The organism is Sulfurimonas aquatica, from assembly GCF_017357825.1.
Classification (GTDB): domain Bacteria; phylum Campylobacterota; class Campylobacteria; order Campylobacterales; family Sulfurimonadaceae; genus Sulfurimonas; species Sulfurimonas aquatica.
In genome coordinates, this window is the sequence record NZ_CP046072.1 from 17,244 (window position 1) to 42,653 (window position 25,410).

Here is a 25,410-nt window from a genome sequence, read left to right on the forward strand (position 1 = left end):
GGCTATTTGAAGATAATGATAACCAAAGCAAGCTTAATGGTTATTGTTTACCTTTTCGTAATCTTTTAGCAGTCTCGCCTTCAGTAGCATTACTCTCAGCCACTGGATAATCTTCAGTAGTTTTTGCATACTCAGAGCCTAAAATGCCACATCCTTCAGCTACACCAAGGTTGATAAGTGCTCCATTATAAGACCAGTAGTGAGAGTAGCTTCCATTTAGAAGTACATTAAATGCTGCAACTACATCTGCTGAGTTATTTGCAGTGGCTGTTTGTATGTCTGCTCTTAAGTCATTCACATCTACTACTTCTATTATGCATCCTACCTCTAGAGCACTCTGCATATCTGTCTGCCCTTTTGTATAAAGGTCATCATAAAGGTTTTGAATTACAGGGAGACTATAGGTTCCAGGAGCAAAACTACGAAGTTCTTCTTCACTATAATTAACACTATAGTCTACAAGGTTGGTGATGTTAAGATCATAACGCTCTACAAGCGACTCAACTATATCTATATGTTTAGCTTCACTTCTTGTTGCGATATTTATAAATGATTTTTGTTCTGGATACAGAGCAAAAAGTGCATTGTACATATCATAAGCTAAACGCTCCTCGTTCCACATATATGCAAGAGTATACTTTGTAGCCTCATCTAATGTTGACTCTGGATAAGCACTCAGGTTAAAATCATTTCCACCATTTTGCATATCTTGATTTGCTTCGCGTTGACCCATCTCAAACGAGAGTTCACTTTCTAGAACTACCATATCCTCATCGTCATAGATATCATCATCAAGTGCTGAACTCTCATTTGCATCAGATATTTTATTATGGATGTTATCAATAGTAAGTGCAAGCGTATAGCCTGTAAAACCATTTGTTTGGAGTTTTTGTAACTCTGAGTGAAAGTCTTTGAGTTTATCCTCATCTAGTGGCTCTAATCTTTGTCTATTGCGGTCCAATGCATTAAGCATAAGTATTTCCATATTTGCACCATTCGTAGAAGCTTGCGCATACTCGGCATAGACATCAGCATCACTATCTTTCTCTTCTATATATGCTGAGATATACTCTAACTCCATAGCTATTTTTAAGATATTTTCATTGCCAAGATCAACAGGATTAGAGTCTAAATCTTCAACGCTTACTCCAAGTGTAGAAGCAATTTGCAGCTTTATCTCTGCTAATGTTTGAGTAGAGTTTTGAAGTTTGTAATTGTGTACAAGTGTTGTTAGTGGCGTTATATTTTGAGTAGTTGCATCTGTCTCTATAAGAGCAGAGAACTTACCCATAAATTTTTTCTTAGTTGCCTTGTCAAAGCCCTCAGTAACTATTATTGCCTTGTCTAAATCTTCTGTAGGTATATTTAACGTGTAAAGTCCATTCTCATCAGTGTATGTAAGGAGTTCACCTTCATCATATGTACCATTACTGTTTGCATCTACAAATACCTTTGCATTTACTAGTTCTGGGTCAACTGCATAACCTGTTATTGTGTCTGTGTTTGTACTATCAAGTGCACTTTGAGCACTACTACCACAACCACTGAGACTTATGATAGCTACTAAACTTAGACTCGCTAATGTTAAATTTTTCATCTTTAAAACCTTCTGTTTTTATTTATAAACGAAGTATAGGAAAGATGAATGTGGTTAGTGTGTAGTGAAAAGATTATAATCTAGTATTGAAATCATTTTTATTATGGGAGCTATTTATCTATTCCCACAATAGTTGTGGGAATAGATAAAAAAGAAGGTACTTAGATATTAGTTAAGTTCTTGGTCATCTACTTTGAACTTTTGGAAGTATTTACTAACAATAGTTCCAGCTGGCATACTTTCAATTTCTGAGAAGATGACATAACTAATAACACCATGGATAATGAGAGTAATAATAAGCCCCTCAAAGATACCAACTTTAAATACCAAGCCTGCACAAACAGTTGCAAGTAGTACGGCATAAGGTCCAAACGCAGCAATGTGTAACAAGCCTAAGAACATTTTGATACCAACAAACGACATAATGATTGCCAATGCGAAGTAAGGTAAGTAATGTAAATATTGAGAGTTAAATACAAAAAACGTTATGAGTATACCGATTACTAATACCGATAGTTTTGTATATGCACCCGCAAGATGATTTGTCGAGGATTTTGCCAAACCATCAAGGTTTGTCATACCACCAAAGAAACTTGCACCCATGTTTGATACCCAGATGGACAATAAGGAGTTATTTGAATTAGATGGACGCTCTAATGGGTCGATTTTTTCAATTGCCGCATTACTCATTACCTGCTCAATTACATCAACAACAGCTAGCATTAATGAGAAGAAGATCGCATAGGCCCATAAATATAGAGAATCGAAATTAGGTATAGGTAACGCCAGGGTGAAATTCACATCTTCTACCGTTAGCATCTTCACATCGATAAATAGAGAAGCTACGATACCATACACGATTAAAGTAAAATATGGCAATGCTGGTTTTGTATCTTTAAATTTTTTAAACAAAAGAAGAAAAAGAATTGTTCCAACCACAGAAAGTGCGATGATTTGAATGCGAGCGTCACTCCAAAATGCTTCATCAGTGGCAGCGCCAGCTGGCAGCATCCAAAGAAAAGGCAAGAATTTCAGAGCAATTTTTAAACCGATACCAGCCAATAATCCTTCAACTAAGTAAGAGGGAACAGCCATTAAAAGATAGCGTTGCCAGTTAAACTTCCATATAACAGCTTGAAATGTTGCCGTCATAAAAATAATAAAGGCCATGTTCTCCATCCCAAAGGTTGCAATTCCCATCGCAAGAATTGGGGCTAAGCCCGCTGCAATTCCTGGAGCTCCAATATAATTACCTGGACGAAAGATAGCAAATATGAATGCTATAAAAGAAGCAAATGCAACTGTTGCAAGTCCTACTTGAATTGGATAATCTGACATCATGGCAATACCAATGGATAATGGGATTGCCATTGTCGCGGTAATTACACCAGCTTGAAGGTCACGACTAGCATATTTTGCAATAAATGCTGCAGAACCGTGGTCTATGTTCTGGTCTTGCTCAGTATTTTCATTTTTCATAGTTCAGTATACCTTTGTAATGTTATTATTATTTTTTAGTGAAATAGTATATAGAATATTACTTATAAAATCAAAAAAAAAGAGATAAAAAGATTTTTAATACAAAAGAGTTACTATATGAAAACATTTTTTTTTGTATTATTGACTAATTATCTCCAAAATTTCTCTCACCCCTTGTATAACTCCCCTACAACTTCGACTTTTCTCTTCAAGTTTCTAAGTGGCGATTTACACTAATTTATATTTTAGAAAGATTTGTTATTATTTCTTACTTACAACTAAATGGATAATATCATGCAAAACTGGTACGAAAAAACAAGAGCTAAAACAGAATATATTTATCAAGAAATCATTATGCACGACTTCGTTAGTGAACTTATGCAAGCAACTTTAGACAAAGACACTTTTGGTTTTTACGTTAATCAAGATTCGCTTTACTTGAGTGAGTATAAAAAAGCGTTAGTTGGCGTGGGAAGCAAGTGCCATCGAGCGGAAGATACGCAGTTCTTTTATGAGTCTGCTACGGGCATCATACAAGTTGAAGACGCTCTGCACAAAGAGTTTTTAGAGGAGCAGTATAAAAATACTACTCCCTCTCCTACGTGTGAACTCTACAACTCATACCTCGCGCGTATAGTAAATAATGAATCTGTAGAGATTGGAGCAGCAGCAGTACTTCCATGTTTTACCATCTATAAGGAAGTGGGTGACTTTATATTGGCAAACCAAGAAAACAGAGACTCCAACCCTTACCAAGCATGGATAGCTACATATGCAAGTGATGAGTTTGCGCAGGCCGTTAAGCAAGCAATAAACATTGTCGATACATATGCGTTAACAGCTTCGCCTGAGAGTCTTGCTAAAATGGAAGAGGTATTTATAAAAACATCCAAATTAGAGTGGATGTTTTGGGACTCCGCATATAAGCAAGAGCAATGGAAGATATGAGAGTAAAAGAAGATAGTTAATGAGTATTTACGCTTTACAATCGCCAGCAGGTGGATTTTTAGATGAAGAGCTAGAACACTTTAATAAAGTCTTTGATGATTGGTGCGTTCAGTTTGACAACTTTGAAGACGCAAGTCTCATCGCTCAGAGTTTAGAAGAGAGAACAAGCGTTAACATTGTTGAAATTACGCCTCTGAGTTATCCAAAGTATTTTTTTCATACTCTTCAAGGTGATATCCATGCAACGCGCCAAGTAAATGGAAAAATTATTTGTATAGTTGAGCCATTTATGGGCTCTAACTTTCGCCTTGCAATATGTGACATAGAAACAAAGTATGTCAGATTAACGAATACACGTTATAAAAATGTCCTAAGTGTCGAAGGTGCTTTTGCACATTACGAAGAGTGATTTAGTAATATATTATTTATTTAATATTTTCAATAAACGTAAATATATAATCTTCAACTTGTGGCAGAATCATTGTTCCATGACCATTGCCTGAGACAATAAGAGCAGTTCCTAAAATAGACTTTTGAGTATAAAGAAGAGTTCTTTCTTTAGCACCGAGAGGATCATTTTTAGAAGCTATAAAAAGCTCCTTTGTCATAGAAGTAGAGAGTGCCATGTTTGTCTCTTCTTTAAGCGATGCCTGTCTTCCCGTAGATATTGCAACTAACGCTTTGGCGTCATACTCATTAAGAAGAGAGATGATACTACCAGCGCCTAAAGAGGAGCCAAACAGATAGAGGTTTTCCATATCAAGAGACTCGTCATCACTTATGTACTCTAACCAATTAGTAAGGTCTTGAGGGATATTTTTAAAAGTAACTTTTTTATCACTTTGAGTATGTGCTACTTTAATCTCTGAAAACTTAGTAGCGGTTACAACCTCATTTTTTTTGTTATTTTGATATATAGACTTACCATGTCCTCTAAGGTCAACAAGTAGAGTTGCATAGCCTTTATCGTTAAACTTTTTAGCGATGTTATTCCATGAGGAGTGGTCTGAGCCAAACTGATGCGCAAAAAGTATGATGGGAGTTTTACTTTTTGAAGTTTGGGGCTTATCTAAATACCCATAGAGTTTAAAACCATCTTCTGAGGTAATAGTTAGTTCAGAAGCAAAACTTGAGAGGCTCAAAAGTAAAAGTAGGGCAAATTTTTTCATACTAAATCCTATTAATTTTAGGTAATGGTACTAGAGAAGTGTAAAATTAGTGTTAAAGAGCTTTGAAAACTACAGAACCTAGGAGAAAAATCTAATAGCTCTTTTTTCAAGCCAATACTCTGGTTTGAAAATACTCCCGCCAACAAATCCAACATGCCCGCCATTTTGACTTACTTCAAGCGTAATGAAGGGAGAGAGTTCATTCTCGTTTGGGATTACATCGCTACTCATAAAGGGGTCATCAAGAGCATGAATAATGAGTGTTGGCGTTTGAATGTTTTTTAAAAACTGTCTTGAGCTACACTTGGTGTAATAATCCTCAGCAGATTTAAATCCATGAACCGGAGCAGTATATGCTCCATCAAAATCCCAGAAGGTTTTAAGTTTTACAATATCTTCGCGTTTAAGATTGATATGAGAGAACATATCGTGTTTATCGTACTTTTTATCTAGAGACTTGTTTAAATCTCCCACTAATCTTTTTTGGTAGATTTTAGAAAAGCCCTCATTAATAAAGTTTGCACAAGTATCTAGTTGCATAGGAGCCGAGATGGCAACGGCTTTTTTTATTAGAGAGTTTTTTGCCATCTCTCCAAGGAGTTTTAAGAGCATATTTGCGCCCAGAGAGAAGCCTACTGCATAGACGTCCGAGAGAGGATTTCTTTTTCTAAGGGATTGTATAAACTCTAAGGCATCTCCACTCTCTCCACTGTGGTAAGAGCGGGGCAAAAGATTTGCTTTTGTACCGCAGCCTCTAAAGTGCATTAGTACGGTGTTAAGTCCTGCAGAGTTAAGCGCATGGATCATTCCCAGTATATATGAAGATCGGTATGAGCCGGTGAGGCCATGAAAAAGTACGACGGTTGGCATTTGTTTCTCTTTTTTATCCGCATAACTCCAAAAGCACTCAAGAAAATCACCATCGCTTAAAACAAACTCTTCCACTTCAAAATCAATGGGAACGTTTTTTCTAAAAAATGATGCATAAACCGTCTGTAAATGTCTATTTTTTAGACCAAAACCAGCACTAAATTTTTCATACATTTTAACCATCCTAAAACATTATTATAGCTTATTATATTTTTATATATAGATGGCTATAATCATGAACTTACAAAATATGGAGCCACTAAAATGGATAGAAAAAAGATATATAATCCTGATTCGACTGAGAGTGTAAATGATAGAAAAGTATTTGGTGGCGATCCAACAGGAATCTTTGAACTTAACAACATTAAGTATCAGTGGGCATACAATCTTTGGGAGATGATGTTAAATAACACATGGTTTCCAAAAGAGGTAGATATGACTCGTGACGTGAATGACTATAAGCTTCTTACTGACGCTGAAAAGACGGCTTATGATAAAGCGCTTTCACAACTTATTTTTATGGACTCACTCCAAACAAATAATATCATTGATAACATCAATCCTTACATCACTTCTCCAGAGATAAATCTTATCTTGGTACGTCAATCTTTTGAAGAGGCTCTGCACTCACAATCATATGCGGTTATGGTTGATAGTATCTCAACAAATTCGGCTGAGATTTATGACCTTTGGCGTAGAGATATGATGCTTAAGGGTAAAAATGACGCCATAGCAAGAGTTTATATAGAGCTTATGGATAACCCTACCGATACAAACTTTGTAAAAGCGTGTTTTGCAAACCAAATTTTAGAGGGTATCTACTTCTACAGCGGATTTACTTATCTCTATACGCTTGCTCGTTCAGGTAAGATGCTAGGAAGCGCACAGATGATTCGTTTTATTCAACGCGATGAGGTAACACACCTTGTACTTTTCCAAAACCTTATCAATACACTTAAAAAAGAGAGAGCGGATCTTTTTACGGATGAACTAAAAGCTGACGTTATTGAGATGTTTAAAGAGGCCGTTCAACTTGAGACTGAATGGGGAAAATATATAACGCAAGGACAGATTTTAGGTCTTACTGATGATATTGTTGAGCAGTATATTCAGTACTTAGCTGACGATAGACTTCGCGCTGTTGGTTTTGAGAAGATTTACAACGTATCTAATCCTATTAAATGGGTAGATGACTTTGCAAAGTTCAACGACCAAAAAACAAACTTCTTTGAAGCGACGGTAACAAACTACTCTAAAGGGAGTCTTTCATTTGATGATGACTTCTAAAGTAGATGAGCATACTCTGTGCTCATTGCTTTTTAAAACCACTTCTGACTATAACGCTAACCTACAAACGCTACTAACGCTCATAAACAAAACGCCAAAAAACTCTTTTATTGTTGCTCCTGAAGTCTGTTTAAGCGGTTTTGATTACGCAAACATTGAAGATGCTGTGGCATTTAGTAAAGAAGCTACTCTAGAGATATTAAAAGCTTCAACAGAGAAGATAGTTATTTTAACCATGCTTGAAAAACATGAGGGACAAATCTTTAACACGGCAAAGATTTTTTTTAATGAAGAAGTTGTATATGAACGATCAAAAGCAAGACTCTTTAAACTTGGAGACGAGCATAAATATATGGCTGAAGGCTCAGATGAAAACTTTGAAATAGTGGAAGTAAATGGAATAAAGATTGCAATATTTATCTGTTTTGAGCTGCGTTTTAAAGAGTTATGGAAAAAGGCTGAGGGAGCGGACGTGATAGCTACACCATCATGGTGGGGTGTTCCAAGAGCTGAGCATTTTAAAGCGCTAACGCAAACGCTTGCCATCATGAACCAGTGTTATGTAATAGCAAGTGATTCACTTAATGAAGAGTGCTCAAAAATGAGCGCAATAATTACTCCAAATGGTGAAGTCACTTACAATGGGAATAAGCCTTGCTTAGAGCAGGTATATAAGAAAAAAGAGATATCTTTAATGCGAAGATATATTGACGTAGGGATAAAATAGTTTGGACAGAATAACAGCAACAAAAACAGCCCGCTTAGCAGATGAGTGTGATGCAAGATTTAAACTTAGCGACGACGTTAAAAATGCCATCGCCTCTACAAACAGAGAAGAGTTTGTACCAGCTGGCTTTAGACATAGCGCATATAAGCTCGATGCCCTACCTATAGGCTCTTCACAATACATAAGCTCACCACTAACAGTCGCTAAAATGAGTGAGTACCTTGAGTCAAAAGGCGCTGATAGAGTCCTTGAAGTTGGCTGTGGAAGTGGTTATCAAGCAGCAGTTCTTTCACATCTTTTTCGTGGTGTTTTTACTATTGAGCGGATTGAACCACTGATGTTAGAGGCTAAAAAGAGGTTTAGAAGTCTTGGGCTGAGTAACATTCACACGAGAACGGATGATGGACAAAATGGGTGGATATCTTATGCACCTTATGACAGAATACTCTTCTCAGCAACGGCTAAAGAGATTCCCCAAAAACTTTTTGAGCAACTCAGCGATGGTGGAATTTTAGTAGCTCCCATGCAAAAAGGCTCTAAGCAGATTATTACTAAGTTTATAAAAAATGGAACTACTATAGAGAGAGTCGAGCTAGAGGCTTGTGATTTTGTTCCCATCTTGGATGGTGTGCAGAAGTAAACTGAGGAGTTATTATGAAGCTAGTTTTATTATTGCTCTTTTTGCTATTGTCACTTCAAGCAGAAACGAAAGGCTTTAAAAAAGAGGTTTATGGTGCTGTTAATAGTGATATTGAGCAAAATAATGACGAGCTCTTTAGTACCCTAAGTTGGATTGAAGATACCCAAACGAAAAAAACAATTTTCCAGCACTCCCATTCTGTTTTTAACATCAAGTCTCACCATGAAAATTATTTACTTCCCCTAAGCGCTAGAATAAACGGAAACTACGATGATTCAACTAAGATTCGTGATACATATAACATGGAAGTAGAGTTTCAAGTGAGTGTAAAGTATAGTTTTTTCCCGAATCTTTTAGGTCTTGGAGAACTCTATAGCGTTGCTTATACTCAGCACTCTTTTTGGCAATACTATGTTGGCGATGCTTTTTTTAGGACGAGTGATTATAATCCAGAGTTTTTTGTAACGCTCCCACTCAAGACAGAGTATGCAAAAGCTATTCGTTTAGCATATGCGCATAAATCAAATGGTCTAGGAGTTCCGCATGAAAGAGCATGGAACTATGTAACTCTAAGTACTTATTTTCAGTATAGATCAATTTTTGCAGAGCTTGCTCTTTGGACTAGGGTTTCAGACAACTATGACTACAATCCAGCGCTAGTAGACACAATGGGAAGAGGGCATCTTAAGTTTTTATTTCCTTATAAAAAGCATCTTCTTACAACGCTCTTTAGAGATAACTTTAAAGATAGGGGCGCTATTGACATACGTTATAGTTATCCTCTTTTTGGAGAGAGTCTTTTCCTTTATGTAAAAGGTTTTATGGGCTATGGTGAGAGTATGAGCTCTTATGCTGGAAATAGTGATTATGCAGGGCAAACCCCACAAGAAGATGACTATGTAGAAAAGATAGCTATAGGATTTAGTTTATCACGCTGAGAAAAGAGTCTTAACGACTCTTTTTCTTCCCTATCTCTGCACGTGGAACAAACTCTAAAACAGTGGCATTAATGCAAAAGCGTTTTCTTCCATCTTCTCTATCAAAAACGTGACCAAGGTGCGCGCCACTTTTTTTAGCGACAATCTCTACTCGCTTCATGCCAAAGCTATTGTCCTCTTTTTGCACGGTATTGCCATTTACCGCCTTATAAAAACTTAACCATCCCGTTCCAGAGTCAAAACGATCTCTTGTATCAAAAAGAACGTCTCCTGAGAGTTTATCTACAAAAACGCCATCGGGAGTATCTTTAAAGATGTCATACTGTTTACAAAATCTATAGTCGGTTCCCTTGTCAAACGCCACTTTATAGCTCTCAGAGTTTTTGCCGAGTTTAAAGTCGCCTAGCGTTTTGTAAAACTTTTCACTCTCCATATATCCACGATGAGCCATAATCTCTTTGCCATCTTCTATAAAAAGAATGGTAGGAGTGGCAAAGAGCGCCGTGCTAATGTCAAAGCCCTCTAACGAGCTCATAGTGACGGTTCTAAGAGGGATGGTCCCTTTATAAAGACTGCTCACTTCTTCGTCAAACTTCTCACAATAGGGACAATACCCCTCTGCTTCAATGACTAGAATCTCTTTTGAACCCAGTGGTATAACTTTTTCCTGAACTGCTTGCGTCTCTTTTTCAAACTTTACGCCAGTGGCGTGGTTTGGACAGTATCCAAAAGGATTTTTTGTAAGATAGTCTTGATGATAAGTCTCGGCTGTGTAAAACTTCTCAAGTGGTTTTATCTCTGTAACAATTTTTGAGTAACCACTCTTGGTTAAAAGCTTTTGATACTCATCTTTTGTGTTTTGCGCTATCTTCGCTTGGTTTTGGTTTGTATAGTAGATAGCACTTCTGTAGTTGTTACCGATGTCATTGCCTTGGCCATTTACCTGCGTTGGGTCATGAATCTCCCAAAAAGATTTTATCAGGGTTTTTGCATCTGTTTTTGCCATGTCAAACTTTACTAAAACAGCTTCGGTATGGTTTACTTCGCCATTATCAAGTTTGAGGCGACGTTTTTCCAACACAGACTCATAGTCGGGGTTCTTATAGCTTCCCCCACTATATCCAGACTTTACTTCCACCACACCAGGCAGTGATTCAAAATGTTTCTCAACGCCCCAAAAACAACCTGCTGCAAAAACTATTTCCGCTATCATCATAAATCCTTTGAAGTTATTATAGCGCTAAGTATGCTAACAATATTTTTTTAATTATATATTTAGTATAATCTTTTCAATATAAGGCACAGAGTAGAATAGGCGGTAAGACATATGGAAGAAATGTACGGAATAAAATATAGCAGACCTGAGGTAGTACTCTTACAAGACACTGGAATAGGCGTAGCGGAGAGCGCTGCTCGAACTTGCTATGACTCTTTTGAAAACAGTGAAAACGACGTTGTTAAAAGCATTGAGCATCAGATGCCAGATGATATAATGCGCGACGAGTTAAACGCCATTGAAGATTCGGCACTGCTTGACGACTTGGCATGGACCTATTTTCACCACTCTATTTTAGAGCATGCCAACCTAAGCTTTTTAGTTCGTGGAACGTCTCGTGGAGTTCTTCAAGAGCATGCTCGTCATCGTCTTCAAGCTATCTCAGTGAGAAGCACGCGCTACACTATGAGCTCACTAATAAATGCTTTTGTGGCTTCAAAACATGGCGGAGATAGAGAGTTTTTTATAGATAAGGTTATGGCATTCGATATGTTGGTAACTGCCGATGAAGCCTATAATCGCGTTGAGATTGGCGGGATGTATGACAAGTTAGATTTCCAGTTTTCCAAGGTAGAAGATTTTTATGAGATCTCTGTTGCAAAAAGCTCACTTCCTTTTTTAGATGAGTTTGACAATGAGCCTCAAAAGCTCTTTGAAGCGCTTCAAGGTGGAAAGAAAAAGCGTAACGTTGGCGACGCTTTTAAACACATAGTAAGTGATAACGTAAAAGTAGACATGGTTGTTACGTTTAACCTTAGAAGTCTTAAAAACTACTTCGCGCTTAGAGATAGTGGTGCGGCATACTTTCAGATACGTTGGTTAGCGCAAGAGATGATGAAAGTTACTCCCGCTAAGTATTTAGACCTTATTATTAAGAAAAAATAGGAAAATTATGTATAAAATTTTACTCCCGATAGCACTACTTTTAAGTGGCTGTTCATACTTTACTTTTAACGCGACTATGTGTGACCAGATAGCATCCGAGCCAGGTTCAATTATGCCAAAAGAGTGTCAAGAGTACTCAGAAGAAAAAGCGGATAAAGCCTTTCATAAAGATACCCCTAAGCATGAATCTAAAGAGGATATTATCAAATTTTCTCAAGACGTAGAGGAGAACCATAGATGAGTTTGGAAGTTAGAAGCGGTGGTGTTTGTGAATTATGTGGAAGTAGTGAAGGGCTGAGCGCTTTTGAAGTTGCTCCAAGTGATGCTAGTGATGAGCAGTCTGTATATATCTGTTCAACTTGTAAATCTCAGATAGAAAATCCTGATACTCTTGATGAGTCTCACTTCAACTGTCTTAACGACTCTATGTGGAGTGAAACACCTGCTGTTGCGGTTCTCTCATATAGACTACTTGGTGCTTTAGGTCGTCAAGACTTGGTAGACATGATGTATATGGAAGATGATATAAAAGCTTGGGCAGATGCGCAAAGCATCGGTGGTGGGGATGATGCTCTTGTTTATAAAGACGCAAATGGAGTGACTCTTGCTGCTGGTGATACAGTGGTTATCACAAAAGATTTAGATGTAAAAGGGACTGGTTTTGTAGCTAAACGCGGAACGGCAGTACGAAACATTGGCCTTGTTCCAAACGATGCTGAGCACATAGAAGGTAGAGTCAATGGCGTTAAGATTCATATCCTTACTAAATATCTTAAAAAATCTTAGGTTTTAGCAGTTGAATCCTACTGATAGATTTCATAAAATAGATAAAGATTTTCGCAATCCCTATGCAAGAGATAGAGATAGAATCATCCACTCGGGAAGTTTTAGAAAACTTGAGTATAAAACGCAGGTTTTTTTAAACCACGAGGGAGATTTTTTTCGTACTCGTCTCACTCACTCCATAGAAGTTTCACAAATCGCTCGCTCTATCACTTCTCAACTAGGCCTTAACGAATCACTTGGAGAAGCTATAGCGTTAGCGCATGATTTAGGACACACTCCTTTTGGTCATGTTGGCGGAGATACACTTGATGAGTGCTTAAAGGCGGATGGTTTTAAAAATGGTTTTGAGCATAATTTTCAAAGCTTTCGGGTGGTTTCAGGACTTGAGAAACGCTACAAAGCTTTTGATGGACTTAACCTTACTTTCGCTACTCTAGAGGGGATTTTAAAACACTCTTATCCATACAAGAAGTCTTTTTTCCCTAGCATCATTCATGAGCAGTTTAACCTTGACGCGCATCCATCTTTTGAAGCGATGGTGGTAGACCGTGCCGATGAGATAGCATACATAAGCCACGATATAGACGATGGCGTTAACTCTGGTCTGATATCTTTTGAGGATTTAAAACAGAGTGAGTTAGCGTTAGAGATACTTGACAAAGTAGCGGCAGAAGGTGTTGGAGAGGAAAATGACGAGATGTTTCGTTATCGTTTTAGCTCACACCTTATAAATCATTTGGTCTACTCTCTTTTAGAGTACTCAGCGCCAAAACTCAAAGATGCAGCTATCTTAACGCCAATAGGTTTTGACGCAGCGCTTGAGACTAAGATAAAAAAACTTAAAAAACTTCTGTTTGAGAAGATGTATCACCATAAAAACATAGTGCGTAAGATGTATGCTGGAAAGCAGGCTATCAAAGGTCTCTATAGCGGTTTGATGGATGAGCAGAATATGCTTCCAGAGTTTTACTACTTGCAGCTAGATAAACGCAGTAAACATCGTGTTATAGCGGACTATATAGCAAGTATGAGTGATAGATATGCTCTAAATTTTTATAATGAAATGTACGGAAAGATTTAATAACACAAGATGCAGATAAAAAAAGCCTCATCCACAGAAGATATAGCAAGTGTTGAGGCCTTAGCTCACGAGATCTGGAATGAATACTATCCCTCTTTAATAACTCAAGAACAAGTTGATTATATGCTTGATAAATTTCAAACTTCAAGTGCCATAACAAAACAGATTGAAGAGGGGTATCTCTATTTTTTGTTTATTCAAAACAAGAAACCTTTTGGATATATGTCCATCCAAAAACAAACTAACAGCTTCTTTCTCAGTAAGTTATATATCCAAAAATCTTTTCGAAGAAATGGTTTCACAAAAAAAGCACTCAAGTTTTTAAAAGAGTTAGCACTTAAGCAGAGAGTTACAAGTCTCTATCTTACTGTTAACATAGGTAATGATATAGCTATAAAGAGTTATGAAGCATTATCATTTAAAAAGAGTGGGAGTATAGTGCAAGATATTGGCAATGGTTTTGTTATGGACGATTTTAGGTATGAGTTAGAGTTTTAAAGTTACTTTTTATTGCTGAGTAAGTTTTTCTAGAGCTTCTTCTTGCTTTCTAATTCTTTCATTTGATAGTTCATTGGGTGAAGGTAGCTTTTCACTTTGAATCTCTTTTGCTGCGCTAAGAGTGTTTGATATTATGTCTTTGTCAATTCCCGTACTTTCGCTTAGAGAATTAATCATCTCATTTGTTTTGTCTGGCATAAAATAATTGGCAATGTAAAATCCAGCAATACCTATAAAAAGTATCTTAATAATAAAACCCATTTGAAATCCTCTATATTAATAGAAAAGTAGTCTAGCATAAATTGTTAAATTTTTTGTGAAATAGTATGAAGGTTTTGTAAAAGTTAGTTAAAGAAGATAAACGCAGCCCGAAGGCTAACGCTTACAGGCGTGATTCATAACGTCTCATCATATAAAGACGCTTAAGCATCTTTTTACGAGAAGCAATTTTGAATTTCTTACGTTTTTCAGTTTCCGTTTCGTGGAAACGGCGAGCACGAGCTTCAGTAACGATTAAGTTACGGTCAGTCTGCTTTTTGAAACGTCTATAAGAAGCGTCAAAATTATCATCATGGCGTAGTACGATACCAGGCATATCACATCACCCACTTTCATTTAATTTTTTTCGAGTTGAAATTATAGCCTAATAAAGAACTTATTACAATGGGGAACAAACCAAAGTGGCTTAATAAAACTCTGAAGAGGAATTTTATTCATATTAATACAACTGGGTAGTGTTATGCTGTAAAAGTATAAATTTTAATGCAAATATGAAAAAATATAGGTAGAATATAAGAAACAGTTATTTTATAAGGGGATAAGAATGAAGAAAATATGTTTTTTAATACTTGCCTTCGTACAGTTTATCTCTGCTAATGACTACACCTATAAGATAAGTTCAGGCTTTTTAGAACCTGAGGTAAATCTTGTAGGAGAGGTGATAAAAGAGGGCTTTTCAAGAGCAGGAGAAAAGCTTGAGTTTCAAATCCTTCCTAATCAACGCTCACTTATAAATGCAAACTCTGGCATTAATGACGGTGATGGTTCTCGAATATGGGAAATAGCTAATTTTTATCCAAACCTTGTAAGAGTAAGTGTTCCTACTCACTCTATAGACCTGATGATACTAAGTAAGAAAAAGATTTTTATAAAAAAACTCTCAGATTTAAAATTTTATCATGTGGGTGTAATTAGGGGAATGAAGATAGCAGAAAAAATAGCATCGGAAAATACTCCGCTCTCGCTTACTATGTCTACTAATTATATTAACCTTATGAAGATGCTTGGTGATGGGAGACTTGATTTTATTATTATAAATAAAATTGCTCTATATACACTTATATCAGGTTACAAAGATGAGGCTTTCTACATGCATAAAAAGCCTCTCATGTCTCGTCTTCTCTATATGCATCTGCATAAAAAACATGCAGCGATGATACCTAAGTTCGAAAAAGCCTTTACTAGTATGCATGAAGATGGAACATTCAAGAGAATTCAGATGGATTTTGTGAAAAAAATGAGTGCAGGTAATACGAATTTTCTAAAAGTAATAGAGTATGATTAAAGGACTGCTAGATAAACTCTTTTATAAACAGAGAGTATCTTTAAAACTTCTTATTCTTACTATACTATTTAGTGCACTCATTACACTGATTATTACATTAATACAACTCTATATCGAGTATAGACACGGATACAAGAGCATACACTCTCAAGTAGAACTGGTTGAGTCAAGCTATTTAGCAAGTTTGAGTCAAAGTGCATGGGTTTATGATACTCAGCAGCTAGCTTTGCAGCTAGAAGGCATTGTAAACCTTACAGATATAAAATATGCTTCGGTTACTTTGGGTGATGGAGACTTTTTTGAAATGGGTGAAGAGGTACAGAAAAATTTTATAGAAAAAAGACATAAAATTCTCTTTAATTATGATAATAACCAGATAGAACTGGGAGAGTTAAGAGTTTTAGCTGACCTAAATGAACTCTATAGCTATCTGCTTGATAGGGTCACAGTTATCTTGTTAGCGCAAGGGATTAAAACTTTCCTTACATCTTTTTTTATTCTTTTTATATTCCAAAGATTAGTAACACGTCATATTCAAGAAGCAGTTAGGTATATGCAAGAGTTTAATGTAAATATATACAGAGAACCACTACTGCTGACAAGAGTTTCAAGTCACACAAAAAAAGATGAGCTTGATGAACTACAAGACTCTATAAACATCATGAACCAAGAGATTTATGAGGGGTATGAAAAGATCTCTTCAGAACTTGAAAAACGCATAATGGTAGAAAACTCGCTAAAAGTACACGAAGAGAAGCTTGAGCATCTTTATACGACAGACTCTCTTACTGGGCTGGGCAACAGAGTTAAACTACTTTTAGATATTGAAGAGATTTATATGCCTGGGGTAGCAATTATTGATATAAATAATTTTAAAGAGATAAATGACTTTTATGGAAGTAATATAGGTGATAAGGTAATCATAGATCTAGCAAAAAGAGTTGTTGAATACTTAGAAGAGAGTAACTTTGAGGTATATAGACTCCATGCAGATCAGTTAGCACTTCTTTCACATGGAAATGAAACTGCTGAAGTCTTAGAATCGAAAATAAAAGATCTTATAAGTAGCGTAACCAAAGAGAGTATGCTTTTTGATCATTATGAGATTATCATTGGGCTTAGCGTTGGTTTTGCGGTTGAAGAAAAAGACTCCTACATAGATGCTGATATAGCACTACTAATAGCAAAAAAAGAGCATAAAAACTTTGTAAGATATACTAGTGAATTTAACATAGAAAAAGAGTACGAATCAAATCTAAAATGGACAAGAGAGCTTAAGAATGCACTTGAAGATGATAGGGTAGTTGCCTATTTCCAACCAATATATAATCAAAAAACTCACAAAATAGAGAAGTTCGAGGCACTTGTGAGAATGATAAGTACTGATGGTAAGATAATCTCTCCATTTATGTTCTTGGGCGTAGCCATCAAAGCGCAACTCTACTTCCGTATAACGATGATTATGATAGACAAGGTGATAGAAGCGGTTCTTGAGCATGATTATGAGTTTTCTCTAAACTTCACGCTTGAGGATATTTTACATAAGGACGTGAGTACGTACTTTATAAATAGACTTGAAGAGACAGGCATAGGTAAAAGGATTGTTTTAGAGCTTGTTGAAACGCAAAACATAGAAAACTATGAAGAGGTTAACAACTTTATAAAAGAGATAAAGTCTTTAGGCTGTCAACTTGCAATAGACGACTTTGGAACTGGTTATTCAAACTTTGAGTATCTTCTAAAACTAAACGCAGACTATATTAAGATAGATGGTTCTTTAATCAAAAATATCGATAAAGATCCAAACGTAAGACTAATAACGGAAAATATTGTTGCATTTGCAAAGATAGCGAAGATGAAAACTATAGCTGAGTTTGTTTATAGCGAGGAAGTCAGAAGTGTTCTTGATGAAATTGATGCTGATTATCTACAGGGCTATCATATCAGCGAGCCTGTGGCTTATGAGGAGATCTCTAAGTTTAAGTAAATATAAGGGGTGGTTTATGAGGGGCTTTATTATAGCACTGTTGTCACTGTTGACACTCGATGCTTTAGCGAACGATGATGTTAATGGCTCTAAGGTTGATTGGGGAGACTTTGAGGGTAGAATAAGACTTTATCATATATTTGAACCAGCATATATAAAAAGCGGTCGCTCAAAAGACTACGGGATTGACGCAAGCACAATCGGCGGGCACCTTAGATATAAATCTCCAACATATAAAAATATTGGCGCGACTGCAGCTCTGTATACGGCAAGCGGAACAGGTCTAAACAATCTAAATGATAATGATACCATCATAGGTGCAGGGCGTTTTTTCTCAAAAGATTACTCTACAAAAGTTGTTTTAGGCGAGTTAAATCTACACTACAAAGACAAAACTCACCATGCTCGAGTAGGGCACTTCAAACTTGACACTCCGCTTACAAATGCCATCTATACTTATATGCCAAATATGTTCGAGGCCTTTTTGTATGAAAATAGCTCTTTAGAAGATACAACTATAAGCATAGCTCAAGTAGAGAAGATGGCCTATGGAACTCGTGCTCCGGTTGAATTTGGTTTGATAGGAGAGGTAACAAGAACAGGCGGAACGACGCAAAATGCTCTGGACACTAGAGGTCTTTTTCAAGACATAGAGAAACAGACAGTTGCTGACAATGCGGCTGAGACAAATGGTCTAACAACATTAGGCATTGTAAACAAATCCATTAAAAACACAACTATCAGAGCTTGGGACTTTTTTGCACACGACATAATCAATATGTTCTATCTCGATGGGACGTACAAAAGTAAAGAGTATGCATTCTCTTTAGCGGCGCAGTACTTAAGAGTGGATAGCGTAGGAAAAGGCTTAGCGGATAAGTGGCTGGACTCTTCAAGCGCTTCTATGGTAGGTTTAAAAGGGACATATAAGTATAAAAAAGCATTTTTTGCTCTTGCTTATAACCACTCGGGTGATTCAAGAATCTTAAACCCTTGGAGTGGAGACCCGGCTTATACCTCTTCGTTTTTTTCAAAAAACGCTTATCGAGCAAATGTTAACGCTTATAGAGTTGATTTTAAGTATGATATTTTTGATAACTTGAAACTTATCACATTCTATGCGAACTATGGCAAGTCAACTACTAAAGGTTCTTTTGCTCCTGCAAGACCTTTTGAAGCGATAAATGATCCTAGAGGAGAGGCTATGGAAGAGGCACTTCTTTTATCATACAAGCCTATGAAAGGAGTGCATATTTTGGGTGGGTTAGTCTATAAAACAAGCGAGTACTACTACCAAAACCAACAGGTTGAAATCTTAGACGTAGATTTGTTGGTAACCTATAATTTTTAAATCATCTTCTTTGAAGCAAACATAGAAGATAATCCGCATTATTAAGGATAAAAAACATGGATTATCTATTACTCTTTTTTAACTCTCTTTTGGACCTAAGTAATGCTATGGCCCCATACATACTCTTCGGTCTTATATTTGCAGGTATTTTACACGAGTTAGTCCCAGACACTATCGTCTCAAAGCACCTAGGCAAAAGCTCTATCCTCTCTGTTATAAAAGCAACCCTCTTTGGCATACCCCTTCCCGTATGCTCATGTGGCGTTGTTCCTCTTGCAACAAGCATAAAAAAGAGTGGAGCGAGCAATGGTTCTACCTTGGCGTTTTTAATCTCAACGCCAATAACTGGAGTTGATTCCATACTTGCAACTTATGGAATGTTTGGTTGGGCATTTACTATCTACAGAGTTATAAGCTCTATGATTATCTCCATCATCGCAGGAGTTCTTGCTAACTTTTATGGGGATGAAACGCTAGAAAAAGAAGAAGTCAAACCTGCGTTTAGCGTTCAGCCTCCTCTGAAGCCATCTGCCGTTATGAACTTCTCAGCCGCTAAAACTTCTCAAACGCCACAAGAGGAGCAGAGTGCAAGTTGTTGTTCATCTTCATCATCTTGTAGCGATGAGAGTAGTAAAAAGTTTTCACTCACTAAGGCCTTGCGTTATGCTTTTGGCACGCTACTCAAAGATATAGCGTCGCCTCTGCTTTTAGGTCTTGTTCTTGGCGCTCTTATAACGACAGCCGTGCCAGACAACCTTAGCGAGATACTTATAGAGTACAGTTGGCTCTCTTATCTTATAGTTATAATCATCGCCGTTCCTATGTACATTTGCGCTACTGCTTCTTTGCCAATAGCAGCTGGACTCATGCTTGCAGGAGTGTCTCCTGGAGCTGCATTTGTCTTTTTAACGGCGGGTCCCGCTACAAATACGGTGACCATAGGAGTGGTTAAAAAGATGCTAGGAACTCGTACGCTTTATGTCTATCTTGGAACTATCGTTTTAGGCTCTATCGCTTTTGGTTTTGGACTTGACTATATGCTTAGAGACGTGAGTGTAAGTGATATGGTTCACCTTCACGAAGAAGCGGGTTTTATAGAGTGGGGCTCCTCTTTAGTGCTTTGGGTTTTAGTGCTTTACTATATACTCAAGCCCTATTTTAAGAAAAAAGATGAAACGCCAACTGCAAGCTGTTGTTCAAGTAACTCTTAATGCATATGGATTTAACGCAAGGGACTATTAAAGAGCATATAGTAAAACTCGCCATTCCTTCCGTAGTTGGCTACTTCTTTCACACTCTTTTTAATGTCACAGATACCTACTTTGCAGGGCTAATATCTACAGAAGCACTCTCCGCTCTCTCTTTGTCGGCTTCTGTGTTTTTTATGATTTTAGCCATTGGCATAGGGATGAGTGAGGCTTTGAGCTCTTTAGTTGGAAATGCTTTAGGTGAAAAAGATATAAAAAAAGCACAGCATACTACGCTTAACGGCCTGCTTTTTGCACTACTGCTTTCCATATTTTTAAGCGTAGTTGGCATTTTGACTCTTCCTCTTTTAGTTGAAGCTCTTGGTGATCCTTCTTATGCAAAAGAGACATATGAGTATATTCACATTATCATCTATGGGATTATCTTTTTCATAGCCTCTTTCTTTTTAAATGCCCTTTTAAACGCCACGGGAGATACAAAGTCTTTTAGAAACGTACTTATATTTACGGCTATTTTAAACATCTTTCTTGATTATGTTTTTATACACTACTTTAACCTTGGCGTTAAGGGTATAGCGTTAGCTACCATACTCGCTGAGGTTATCACTATGCTTTATCTCTTTTACAAGGTAAGAAAGAGTGTTTTATGGAGTGGATTTTTAGCATTAGAATATGATTTTACACTTATAAAAAGATTACTAAAAAATGGTTTCCCACCAAGTGTAAACATGTTTATGATGGCGTTTGGTATGTATATCATTACCTATTTTGTTGCACCCTTTGGAAAAGAGGCTGTTGCCGCGTTTGGTATAGGTATGAGAATAGAGCAGCTTTTTCTTATGCCGGTAGTAGGGCTTAATGTCGCAACTTTAGCCATAGTCGCACAAAACAACGGTGCTAAAACATACGAGCGAATAGAGCCAACAATGAAGATGGCTATAAAGTATGGATGGATTATCTCTACCTTAGGTGTGACGTCATTTTTACTCTTTGGGGAGTTCTTCGCCTCTTTGATGACTACTGATGCTTTAGTGATAGAACAAACTGCGCTTTATCTTCGGGTGGCAGGCCTTGCTTCTTATGGCTTTGTGATTATTTTTATCTACATTGCGATGCTCCAAGGCATAGAAAAACCAGCAGTTATCTTACCTGTGAGCATATACAGACAAGTGGCTGCACCCATCCTTCTTTTATCACTTTTGAGTTACTATGACTTCTCATTAGTCTGGGTGTGGATAGCTCTAAATGCCATCATATTCTCCTCTGCGATTTTCTTGTGGCTTTATGGAGAGAAAAAGTTAAAACTACTAGCTTAATCTCCTTGGTTACACTCTTGTAATCTGAAGAAACCCACTTGCTACCTCCGTGAAACAATCTTGTAATCTTTAAACTCTAGAATTCGCCAAGCCAAAAATTATGGCATATATTTATGGAGTTTACTAATGAAAAAAAGAACAATGATAAGTTTTGTAACTGCTACAGCTTTACTATTTACCCTCAGCGCTTGTGGAACAGATACACAAGATGGTGCTGTTGGAGAAACTGGCTTAGTTGGTACAAGTGGGAGTGATGGTGTGGATGGAGCAGATGGTGCGGATGGGACAAATGGTGTTGATGCAACGGCATACAGCATGTCGTTTACTAGCATAGCCGTTCCTACGACTGATGCTGACAAACGTGTGAACAATGCTTCAAAATCTGTAACAATTAATGGTACAGAAAAATCAATAGACTTTCATACCCTGCTGCGTTCAGGTGATGCCTCTCCTGATGCTAATGGAGAACACTTTGCACTTGTAAAAGATGCTGCGGGTAATGCACTTACTCAAGCAGATAATGTTGCTAACTCTAAGTATGGAGGGAGTGAGCCTTGGTACTGTGGACAATCTAGTGGACTTGATTATACTTCACTCATCACTTATGGTTCAAAACTTTTTGCCATTACAGCGCTAGAGTGTAGAATCGGTGGTGCATATATTACTGAGTTAAATCAAGATGCACAAAATGGAGAGTTATCAGTTGTTTCGACAAAGAGTGTTGATTTCTCAGATGTAAATGGTACGTACATTAACTGTGCGGGTATGACTACTCCATGGAATTCACACCTAGGTAGTGAAGAGTATGAACCAAATATGCGAACTGTTGATGAGACAGATTCTAAGACTATAAGTATCGCAAAATACAATGGCTATACTCCAACTGCTACAAATGCTAAGTACATCGGTTATCACATGGGTTGGATTCCAGAGATAAAAGTGACAAGTGATGCAGGTGCTACAAATGTAGTAAAACATTATGCAATGGGCCGTGCAGCACATGAGTTAGCATATGTGATGCCAGATAAAAAGACAGTTTACCTGAGTGATGATGGTACAAATGGTGGATTTTACATGTTTGTTGCCGATGTTGAGGAGGATTTAAGTGCTGGTAATTTATATGCCGCAAAATGGATTCAAGAGTCATCTGAAAATGGCGGAAGTGCGACTATTAACTGGGTTGCTATGGGTCACTTGAGCAATGCTGAAGTTAAAACAATGCTAGATGCTAAAACTGAGTTTAGCGATATCTTTGATTATGAAGCTGTAGATGTAAATGGTTCATGTACTACTGCTGGGTATAAGCCTGTAAACACATCTGCTGGAGCTGAATGTCTTTTACTCAAGTCAGGAAAAGAAAAAGCTGCTGCTAGTTTAGAAAAACGCCGTTATGCAGCATATCTTGGTGCAACTACAGAGTTTGCAAAAGAAGAGGGAATCACATACAACTCTGATGATAAAAAACTCTATATGGCTATCAGTAATATTTACAAAGGTATGGAAGATAACAAGTACAAAGGCATAGCGGAGACTAAGTATGACATCGCTAGTAATAATGACATTCGCCTTGACTATAGTAAATGTGGAGCTGTTTATGCACTTGATGTTGAAAATGGCAAACGCGATACTCAAGGCGGCACAATTGATAGTGACTATGTAATAGGAAATATGTACTCAGAAGTAACGGGTGCAGATGCGACTTATACAGGAGACCTTGCGTTTAATCAGTGTAGCGTTAATGGTATCTCTTATCCTGATAACGTAACATACTTAGATAAGTATGGCATTCTAATAATCGGTGAAGATACTGGCTATCATGAAAATGATATGATTTGGGCTTACAATGTAAAAACAAAAGATATGAAACGTGTATTTACATCTCTGTATGGAGCTGAGACTACATCTCCATTTTGGCATAAAAACATCAATGGTTTTGGTTATATGACGACGGTTGTACAACATCCATTTGGTGAAGATAACACAGACAAAAAACTTGTTGATTCTGATCTTAACTCTTACATGGGTTATATGGGACCATTTCCAGCTTTAGACTAAATCTCTAAACTATCTCTTTTTTTGAGAGATAGCTTCTATCCTTTAAACCTCTTGTAGATATAATACATACATGATTGCACAAGACTCCATAGAAGCCCTAAAGGCACGACTTGACATTGTTGACGTTGTTGGTAGCTATGTTGAGTTAAAAAAAGCAGGTGGTAACTACAAAGCACCTTGTCCTTTTCACGATGAAAAATCCCCCTCATTTGTTGTAAGTCCACAGAAGCAGATATATCACTGTTTCGGCTGCGGCGCCGGCGGAGATAGCGTTAAGTTTGTTATGGAGTATGAGAAACTTAACTATCCAGAAGCCTTAGAAAAACTTGCCGACTCTTACAACTTTACGCTCTCTTATACAGATAACAAAAACAACAAACCCCGCTCACAAGTTATGGACGCTTTAAACGAGTGGTACAAAAACCTACTCAACCAAAAACGAGAAGCACTCGCATACATACAAGAACGCGGAATATACGAGAGTAGCGTTGAGAAGTTTGGCATAGGCTATGCACCTGATTCAAACGCGACTATTAACTATGTAAAATCTCAGATGTTTACTATGAATGAAGCCGTTGAAATGGGTGTGATTGGTTATGATGGTGGGCGAAATTTTGCACGCTTTATAGAGCGTATAACCTTTCCTATTCGCTCGGCAAATGGAAGTTTGGTTGGTTTTGGTGGAAGGACTATTACTGGACATCAAGCAAAGTACGTAAACTCTCCAGAGACTCCATTTTTTAACAAGTCGCGTTTACTTTATGCTTATCACTTAGCAAAGCAGTCGCTTCATAAAAAAGGTGAGATTATTATCACTGAGGGTTACTTAGACGTTATCATGCTTCATCAAGCGGGTTTTGATAACGCAGTGGCAACTTTAGGAACGGCTCTAACAGTTGAGCATCTCCCACTTCTTAGAAAAGGTGAGCCAAAAGTTGTGATGGCATATGATGGAGATAAAGCTGGTCGTGCTGCGGCTCTTAAAGCCTCTAAGCTTTTAAGTGCGAGTGGATTTCGTGGTGGCGTTGTTGTTTTTGAAGGTGGACTTGACCCTGCAGACATGGTAAAAGATGGAAGAGTCGAAGAGCTTGCAAATATGTTTCGCTCTCCTAAGTCTTTTATAGAGTTTGTTTTAGATGAACTACTCTCTTTGTATGATCTAAGAGATCCAAAGGCAAAAGAGAGCTGTATGGGAGAAGGCGTGGCATATCTTAAAACTCTCTCGCCACTGCTTCAAGAGGAGTACAGGACTTACCTTGCTTCGCGTTTAGGCGGACTTGGCGTTTCGCCATCGCTTGTTAAGCTAACGTCTAATGACAACTCCCAGCAAAATAGGCCACTTGTTCAAAATAACTCACATAAAGATATGTGGGAGCTTTCACTCATAAAAACGGTTTTAGAAAAACCACACTTTATAAACCAGATACTAGATGTTCTAGACCCGTCATTGTTACTTTTTCATTCACGTGAATTCTCTTTAGCAATAGCTGGGAAGAGTGATTCTCCTGAACTTATGGCCATCATGGTAGATGAGAGTATAACTGGACTCAAAGATGAAGATAGTCTCAATGCAGAACTTATAACCTTTCTGACTCGTTACTACGAACGTGAACTTAGGAAGGTAAATCTTGCGCAAAATATCTCTTTTGAGGAAAAAGCATTTTATATTCGTAAGTTTCGTGGTAAAATAGGAAAACTTAAACGCGGCGAACTTGTTGGCTTCAACGATTAAAGATTAGGAAAAATTT

The 25,410-nt window shown here is 37.4% G+C and carries 25 protein-coding genes; 18 read left to right on the top strand and 7 right to left on the bottom strand.

The window, feature by feature from the left end; translation table 11 throughout:
- Window positions 1-40: 40 nt before the first annotated feature.
- Both GJV85_RS00080 and GJV85_RS00085 read right to left on the bottom strand, forming a co-directional pair.
- Window positions 41-1,597 carry a DUF2202 domain-containing protein gene (locus tag GJV85_RS00080; protein ID WP_207561857.1) on the bottom strand — a complete coding sequence of 519 codons (1,557 nt, stop codon included), beginning with the start codon at window positions 1,595-1,597 and terminating at the stop codon, window positions 41-43.
- A 168-nt stretch (window positions 1,598-1,765) separates the two neighbouring features.
- Window positions 1,766-3,076, bottom strand: a complete 1,311-nt coding sequence (locus tag GJV85_RS00085; protein WP_207561858.1) for a SulP family inorganic anion transporter — start codon at window positions 3,074-3,076, stop codon at window positions 1,766-1,768.
- Window positions 3,077-3,370: 294 nt separating this feature from the next.
- Here GJV85_RS00085 and tenA point away from each other — a divergent pair, with 294 nt between their 5' ends.
- The gene (gene tenA, locus GJV85_RS00090; protein WP_207561859.1) at window positions 3,371-4,024 is read left to right on the top strand and encodes a thiaminase II; all 654 of its coding nucleotides are present in this window, start codon (window positions 3,371-3,373) and stop codon (window positions 4,022-4,024) included.
- A gap of 19 nt (window positions 4,025-4,043) precedes the next feature.
- Window positions 4,044-4,433 carry a hypothetical protein gene (locus GJV85_RS00095; protein WP_207561860.1) on the top strand — a complete coding sequence of 130 codons (390 nt, stop codon included), beginning with the start codon at window positions 4,044-4,046 and terminating at the stop codon, window positions 4,431-4,433.
- A 16-nt stretch (window positions 4,434-4,449) separates the two neighbouring features.
- On the opposite strand, the gene GJV85_RS00100 is transcribed toward GJV85_RS00095, so the two are convergent.
- Entirely contained in the window at window positions 4,450-5,193 is a 744-nt protein-coding gene (locus GJV85_RS00100) for an alpha/beta hydrolase (protein ID WP_207561861.1), read from the bottom strand.
- Window positions 5,194-5,271: 78 nt separating this feature from the next.
- Complete coding sequence (locus tag GJV85_RS00105; RefSeq protein ID WP_207561862.1) at window positions 5,272-6,237, bottom strand: hydrolase; 966 nt, start codon at window positions 6,235-6,237, stop codon at window positions 5,272-5,274.
- A gap of 90 nt (window positions 6,238-6,327) precedes the next feature.
- Here GJV85_RS00105 and GJV85_RS00110 point away from each other — a divergent pair, with 90 nt between their 5' ends.
- From GJV85_RS00110 to GJV85_RS00125, 4 genes are read left to right on the top strand one after another with little or no spacing between them, the layout of a single operon-like run.
- Entirely contained in the window at window positions 6,328-7,350 is a 1,023-nt protein-coding gene (locus GJV85_RS00110) for a ribonucleotide-diphosphate reductase subunit beta (protein ID WP_207561863.1), read from the top strand.
- A complete protein-coding gene (locus tag GJV85_RS00115) occupies window positions 7,337-8,077 on the top strand; it encodes a carbon-nitrogen hydrolase family protein (protein ID WP_207561864.1) in 741 nt (246 codons plus the stop codon). Before GJV85_RS00110 ends, GJV85_RS00115 begins: the two co-directional genes overlap by 14 nt.
- A 1-nt stretch (window position 8,078) precedes the next feature.
- Window positions 8,079-8,717: a protein-L-isoaspartate(D-aspartate) O-methyltransferase gene (locus GJV85_RS00120; protein WP_207561865.1), complete on the top strand. Its 639-nt coding sequence runs from the start codon at window positions 8,079-8,081 to the stop codon at window positions 8,715-8,717.
- Between the two features lie 14 nt (window positions 8,718-8,731).
- On the top strand, window positions 8,732-9,655 hold the full coding sequence (locus tag GJV85_RS00125) for a phospholipase A (protein ID WP_207561866.1): 924 nt from the start codon (window positions 8,732-8,734) through the stop codon (window positions 9,653-9,655).
- A 10-nt stretch (window positions 9,656-9,665) separates the two neighbouring features.
- Here GJV85_RS00125 and msrA read toward each other — a convergent pair whose 3' ends face one another.
- Entirely contained in the window at window positions 9,666-10,868 is a 1,203-nt protein-coding gene (gene msrA, locus GJV85_RS00130; protein ID WP_207561867.1) for a peptide-methionine (S)-S-oxide reductase MsrA, read from the bottom strand.
- A 114-nt stretch (window positions 10,869-10,982) separates the two neighbouring features.
- On the opposite strand from msrA, the gene GJV85_RS00135 reads away from it, so the two are divergent.
- Genes GJV85_RS00135 through GJV85_RS00155 form a run of 5 tightly spaced genes read left to right on the top strand, consistent with a single transcriptional unit; the run spans window position 10,983 to window position 14,181 of the window.
- Complete coding sequence (locus GJV85_RS00135) at window positions 10,983-11,816, top strand: FAD-dependent thymidylate synthase (protein WP_207561868.1); 834 nt, start codon at window positions 10,983-10,985, stop codon at window positions 11,814-11,816.
- Window positions 11,817-11,823: 7 nt separating this feature from the next.
- Entirely contained in the window at window positions 11,824-12,057 is a 234-nt protein-coding gene (locus GJV85_RS00140; RefSeq protein WP_207561869.1) for a hypothetical protein, read from the top strand.
- Window positions 12,054-12,602, top strand: a complete 549-nt coding sequence (locus GJV85_RS00145) for a PhnA domain-containing protein (RefSeq protein WP_207561870.1) — start codon at window positions 12,054-12,056, stop codon at window positions 12,600-12,602. The genes GJV85_RS00140 and GJV85_RS00145 overlap by 4 nt, the downstream gene beginning before the upstream one ends.
- Window positions 12,603-12,612: 10 nt before the next feature.
- Window positions 12,613-13,683 (top strand): deoxyguanosinetriphosphate triphosphohydrolase family protein, encoded by a 1,071-nt coding sequence (locus GJV85_RS00150; protein WP_207561871.1) that lies wholly within the window; start codon window positions 12,613-12,615, stop codon window positions 13,681-13,683.
- A 9-nt stretch (window positions 13,684-13,692) separates the two neighbouring features.
- Window positions 13,693-14,181: a GNAT family N-acetyltransferase gene (locus tag GJV85_RS00155; protein WP_207561872.1), complete on the top strand. Its 489-nt coding sequence runs from the start codon at window positions 13,693-13,695 to the stop codon at window positions 14,179-14,181.
- Between the two features lie 9 nt (window positions 14,182-14,190).
- On the opposite strand, the gene GJV85_RS00160 is transcribed toward GJV85_RS00155, so the two are convergent.
- Window positions 14,191-14,442, bottom strand: a complete 252-nt coding sequence (locus GJV85_RS00160) for a hypothetical protein (RefSeq protein WP_207561873.1) — start codon at window positions 14,440-14,442, stop codon at window positions 14,191-14,193.
- A 121-nt stretch (window positions 14,443-14,563) separates the two neighbouring features.
- Complete coding sequence (rpsU, locus tag GJV85_RS00165) at window positions 14,564-14,776, bottom strand: 30S ribosomal protein S21 (RefSeq protein ID WP_207561874.1); 213 nt, start codon at window positions 14,774-14,776, stop codon at window positions 14,564-14,566.
- Between the two features lie 228 nt (window positions 14,777-15,004).
- On the opposite strand from rpsU, the gene GJV85_RS00170 reads away from it, so the two are divergent.
- The 7 genes from GJV85_RS00170 (at window position 15,005) to dnaG (ending at window position 25,394) form a co-directional block, all read left to right on the top strand.
- Window positions 15,005-15,745: a substrate-binding periplasmic protein gene (locus GJV85_RS00170; protein ID WP_207561875.1), complete on the top strand. Its 741-nt coding sequence runs from the start codon at window positions 15,005-15,007 to the stop codon at window positions 15,743-15,745.
- Window positions 15,738-17,732 carry an EAL domain-containing protein gene (locus GJV85_RS00175; protein ID WP_207561876.1) on the top strand — a complete coding sequence of 665 codons (1,995 nt, stop codon included), beginning with the start codon at window positions 15,738-15,740 and terminating at the stop codon, window positions 17,730-17,732. The genes GJV85_RS00170 and GJV85_RS00175 overlap by 8 nt, the downstream gene beginning before the upstream one ends.
- A gap of 16 nt (window positions 17,733-17,748) precedes the next feature.
- Complete coding sequence (locus GJV85_RS00180) at window positions 17,749-19,083, top strand: hypothetical protein (protein ID WP_207561877.1); 1,335 nt, start codon at window positions 17,749-17,751, stop codon at window positions 19,081-19,083.
- 56 nt (window positions 19,084-19,139) lie between these two features.
- The gene (locus GJV85_RS00185; protein WP_207561878.1) at window positions 19,140-20,294 is read left to right on the top strand and encodes an SO_0444 family Cu/Zn efflux transporter; all 1,155 of its coding nucleotides are present in this window, start codon (window positions 19,140-19,142) and stop codon (window positions 20,292-20,294) included.
- On the top strand, window positions 20,294-21,607 hold the full coding sequence (locus GJV85_RS00190) for an MATE family efflux transporter (RefSeq protein ID WP_207561879.1): 1,314 nt from the start codon (window positions 20,294-20,296) through the stop codon (window positions 21,605-21,607). The genes GJV85_RS00185 and GJV85_RS00190 overlap by 1 nt, the downstream gene beginning before the upstream one ends.
- A 126-nt stretch (window positions 21,608-21,733) precedes the next feature.
- Window positions 21,734-23,662: a PhoX family protein gene (locus GJV85_RS00195; protein WP_207561880.1), complete on the top strand. Its 1,929-nt coding sequence runs from the start codon at window positions 21,734-21,736 to the stop codon at window positions 23,660-23,662.
- Between the two features lie 70 nt (window positions 23,663-23,732).
- Window positions 23,733-25,394, top strand: coding sequence for a DNA primase (gene dnaG / locus GJV85_RS00200; protein ID WP_207561881.1), 1,662 nt, complete (start codon window positions 23,733-23,735; stop codon window positions 25,392-25,394).
- Window positions 25,395-25,410: the final 16 nt, after the last annotated feature.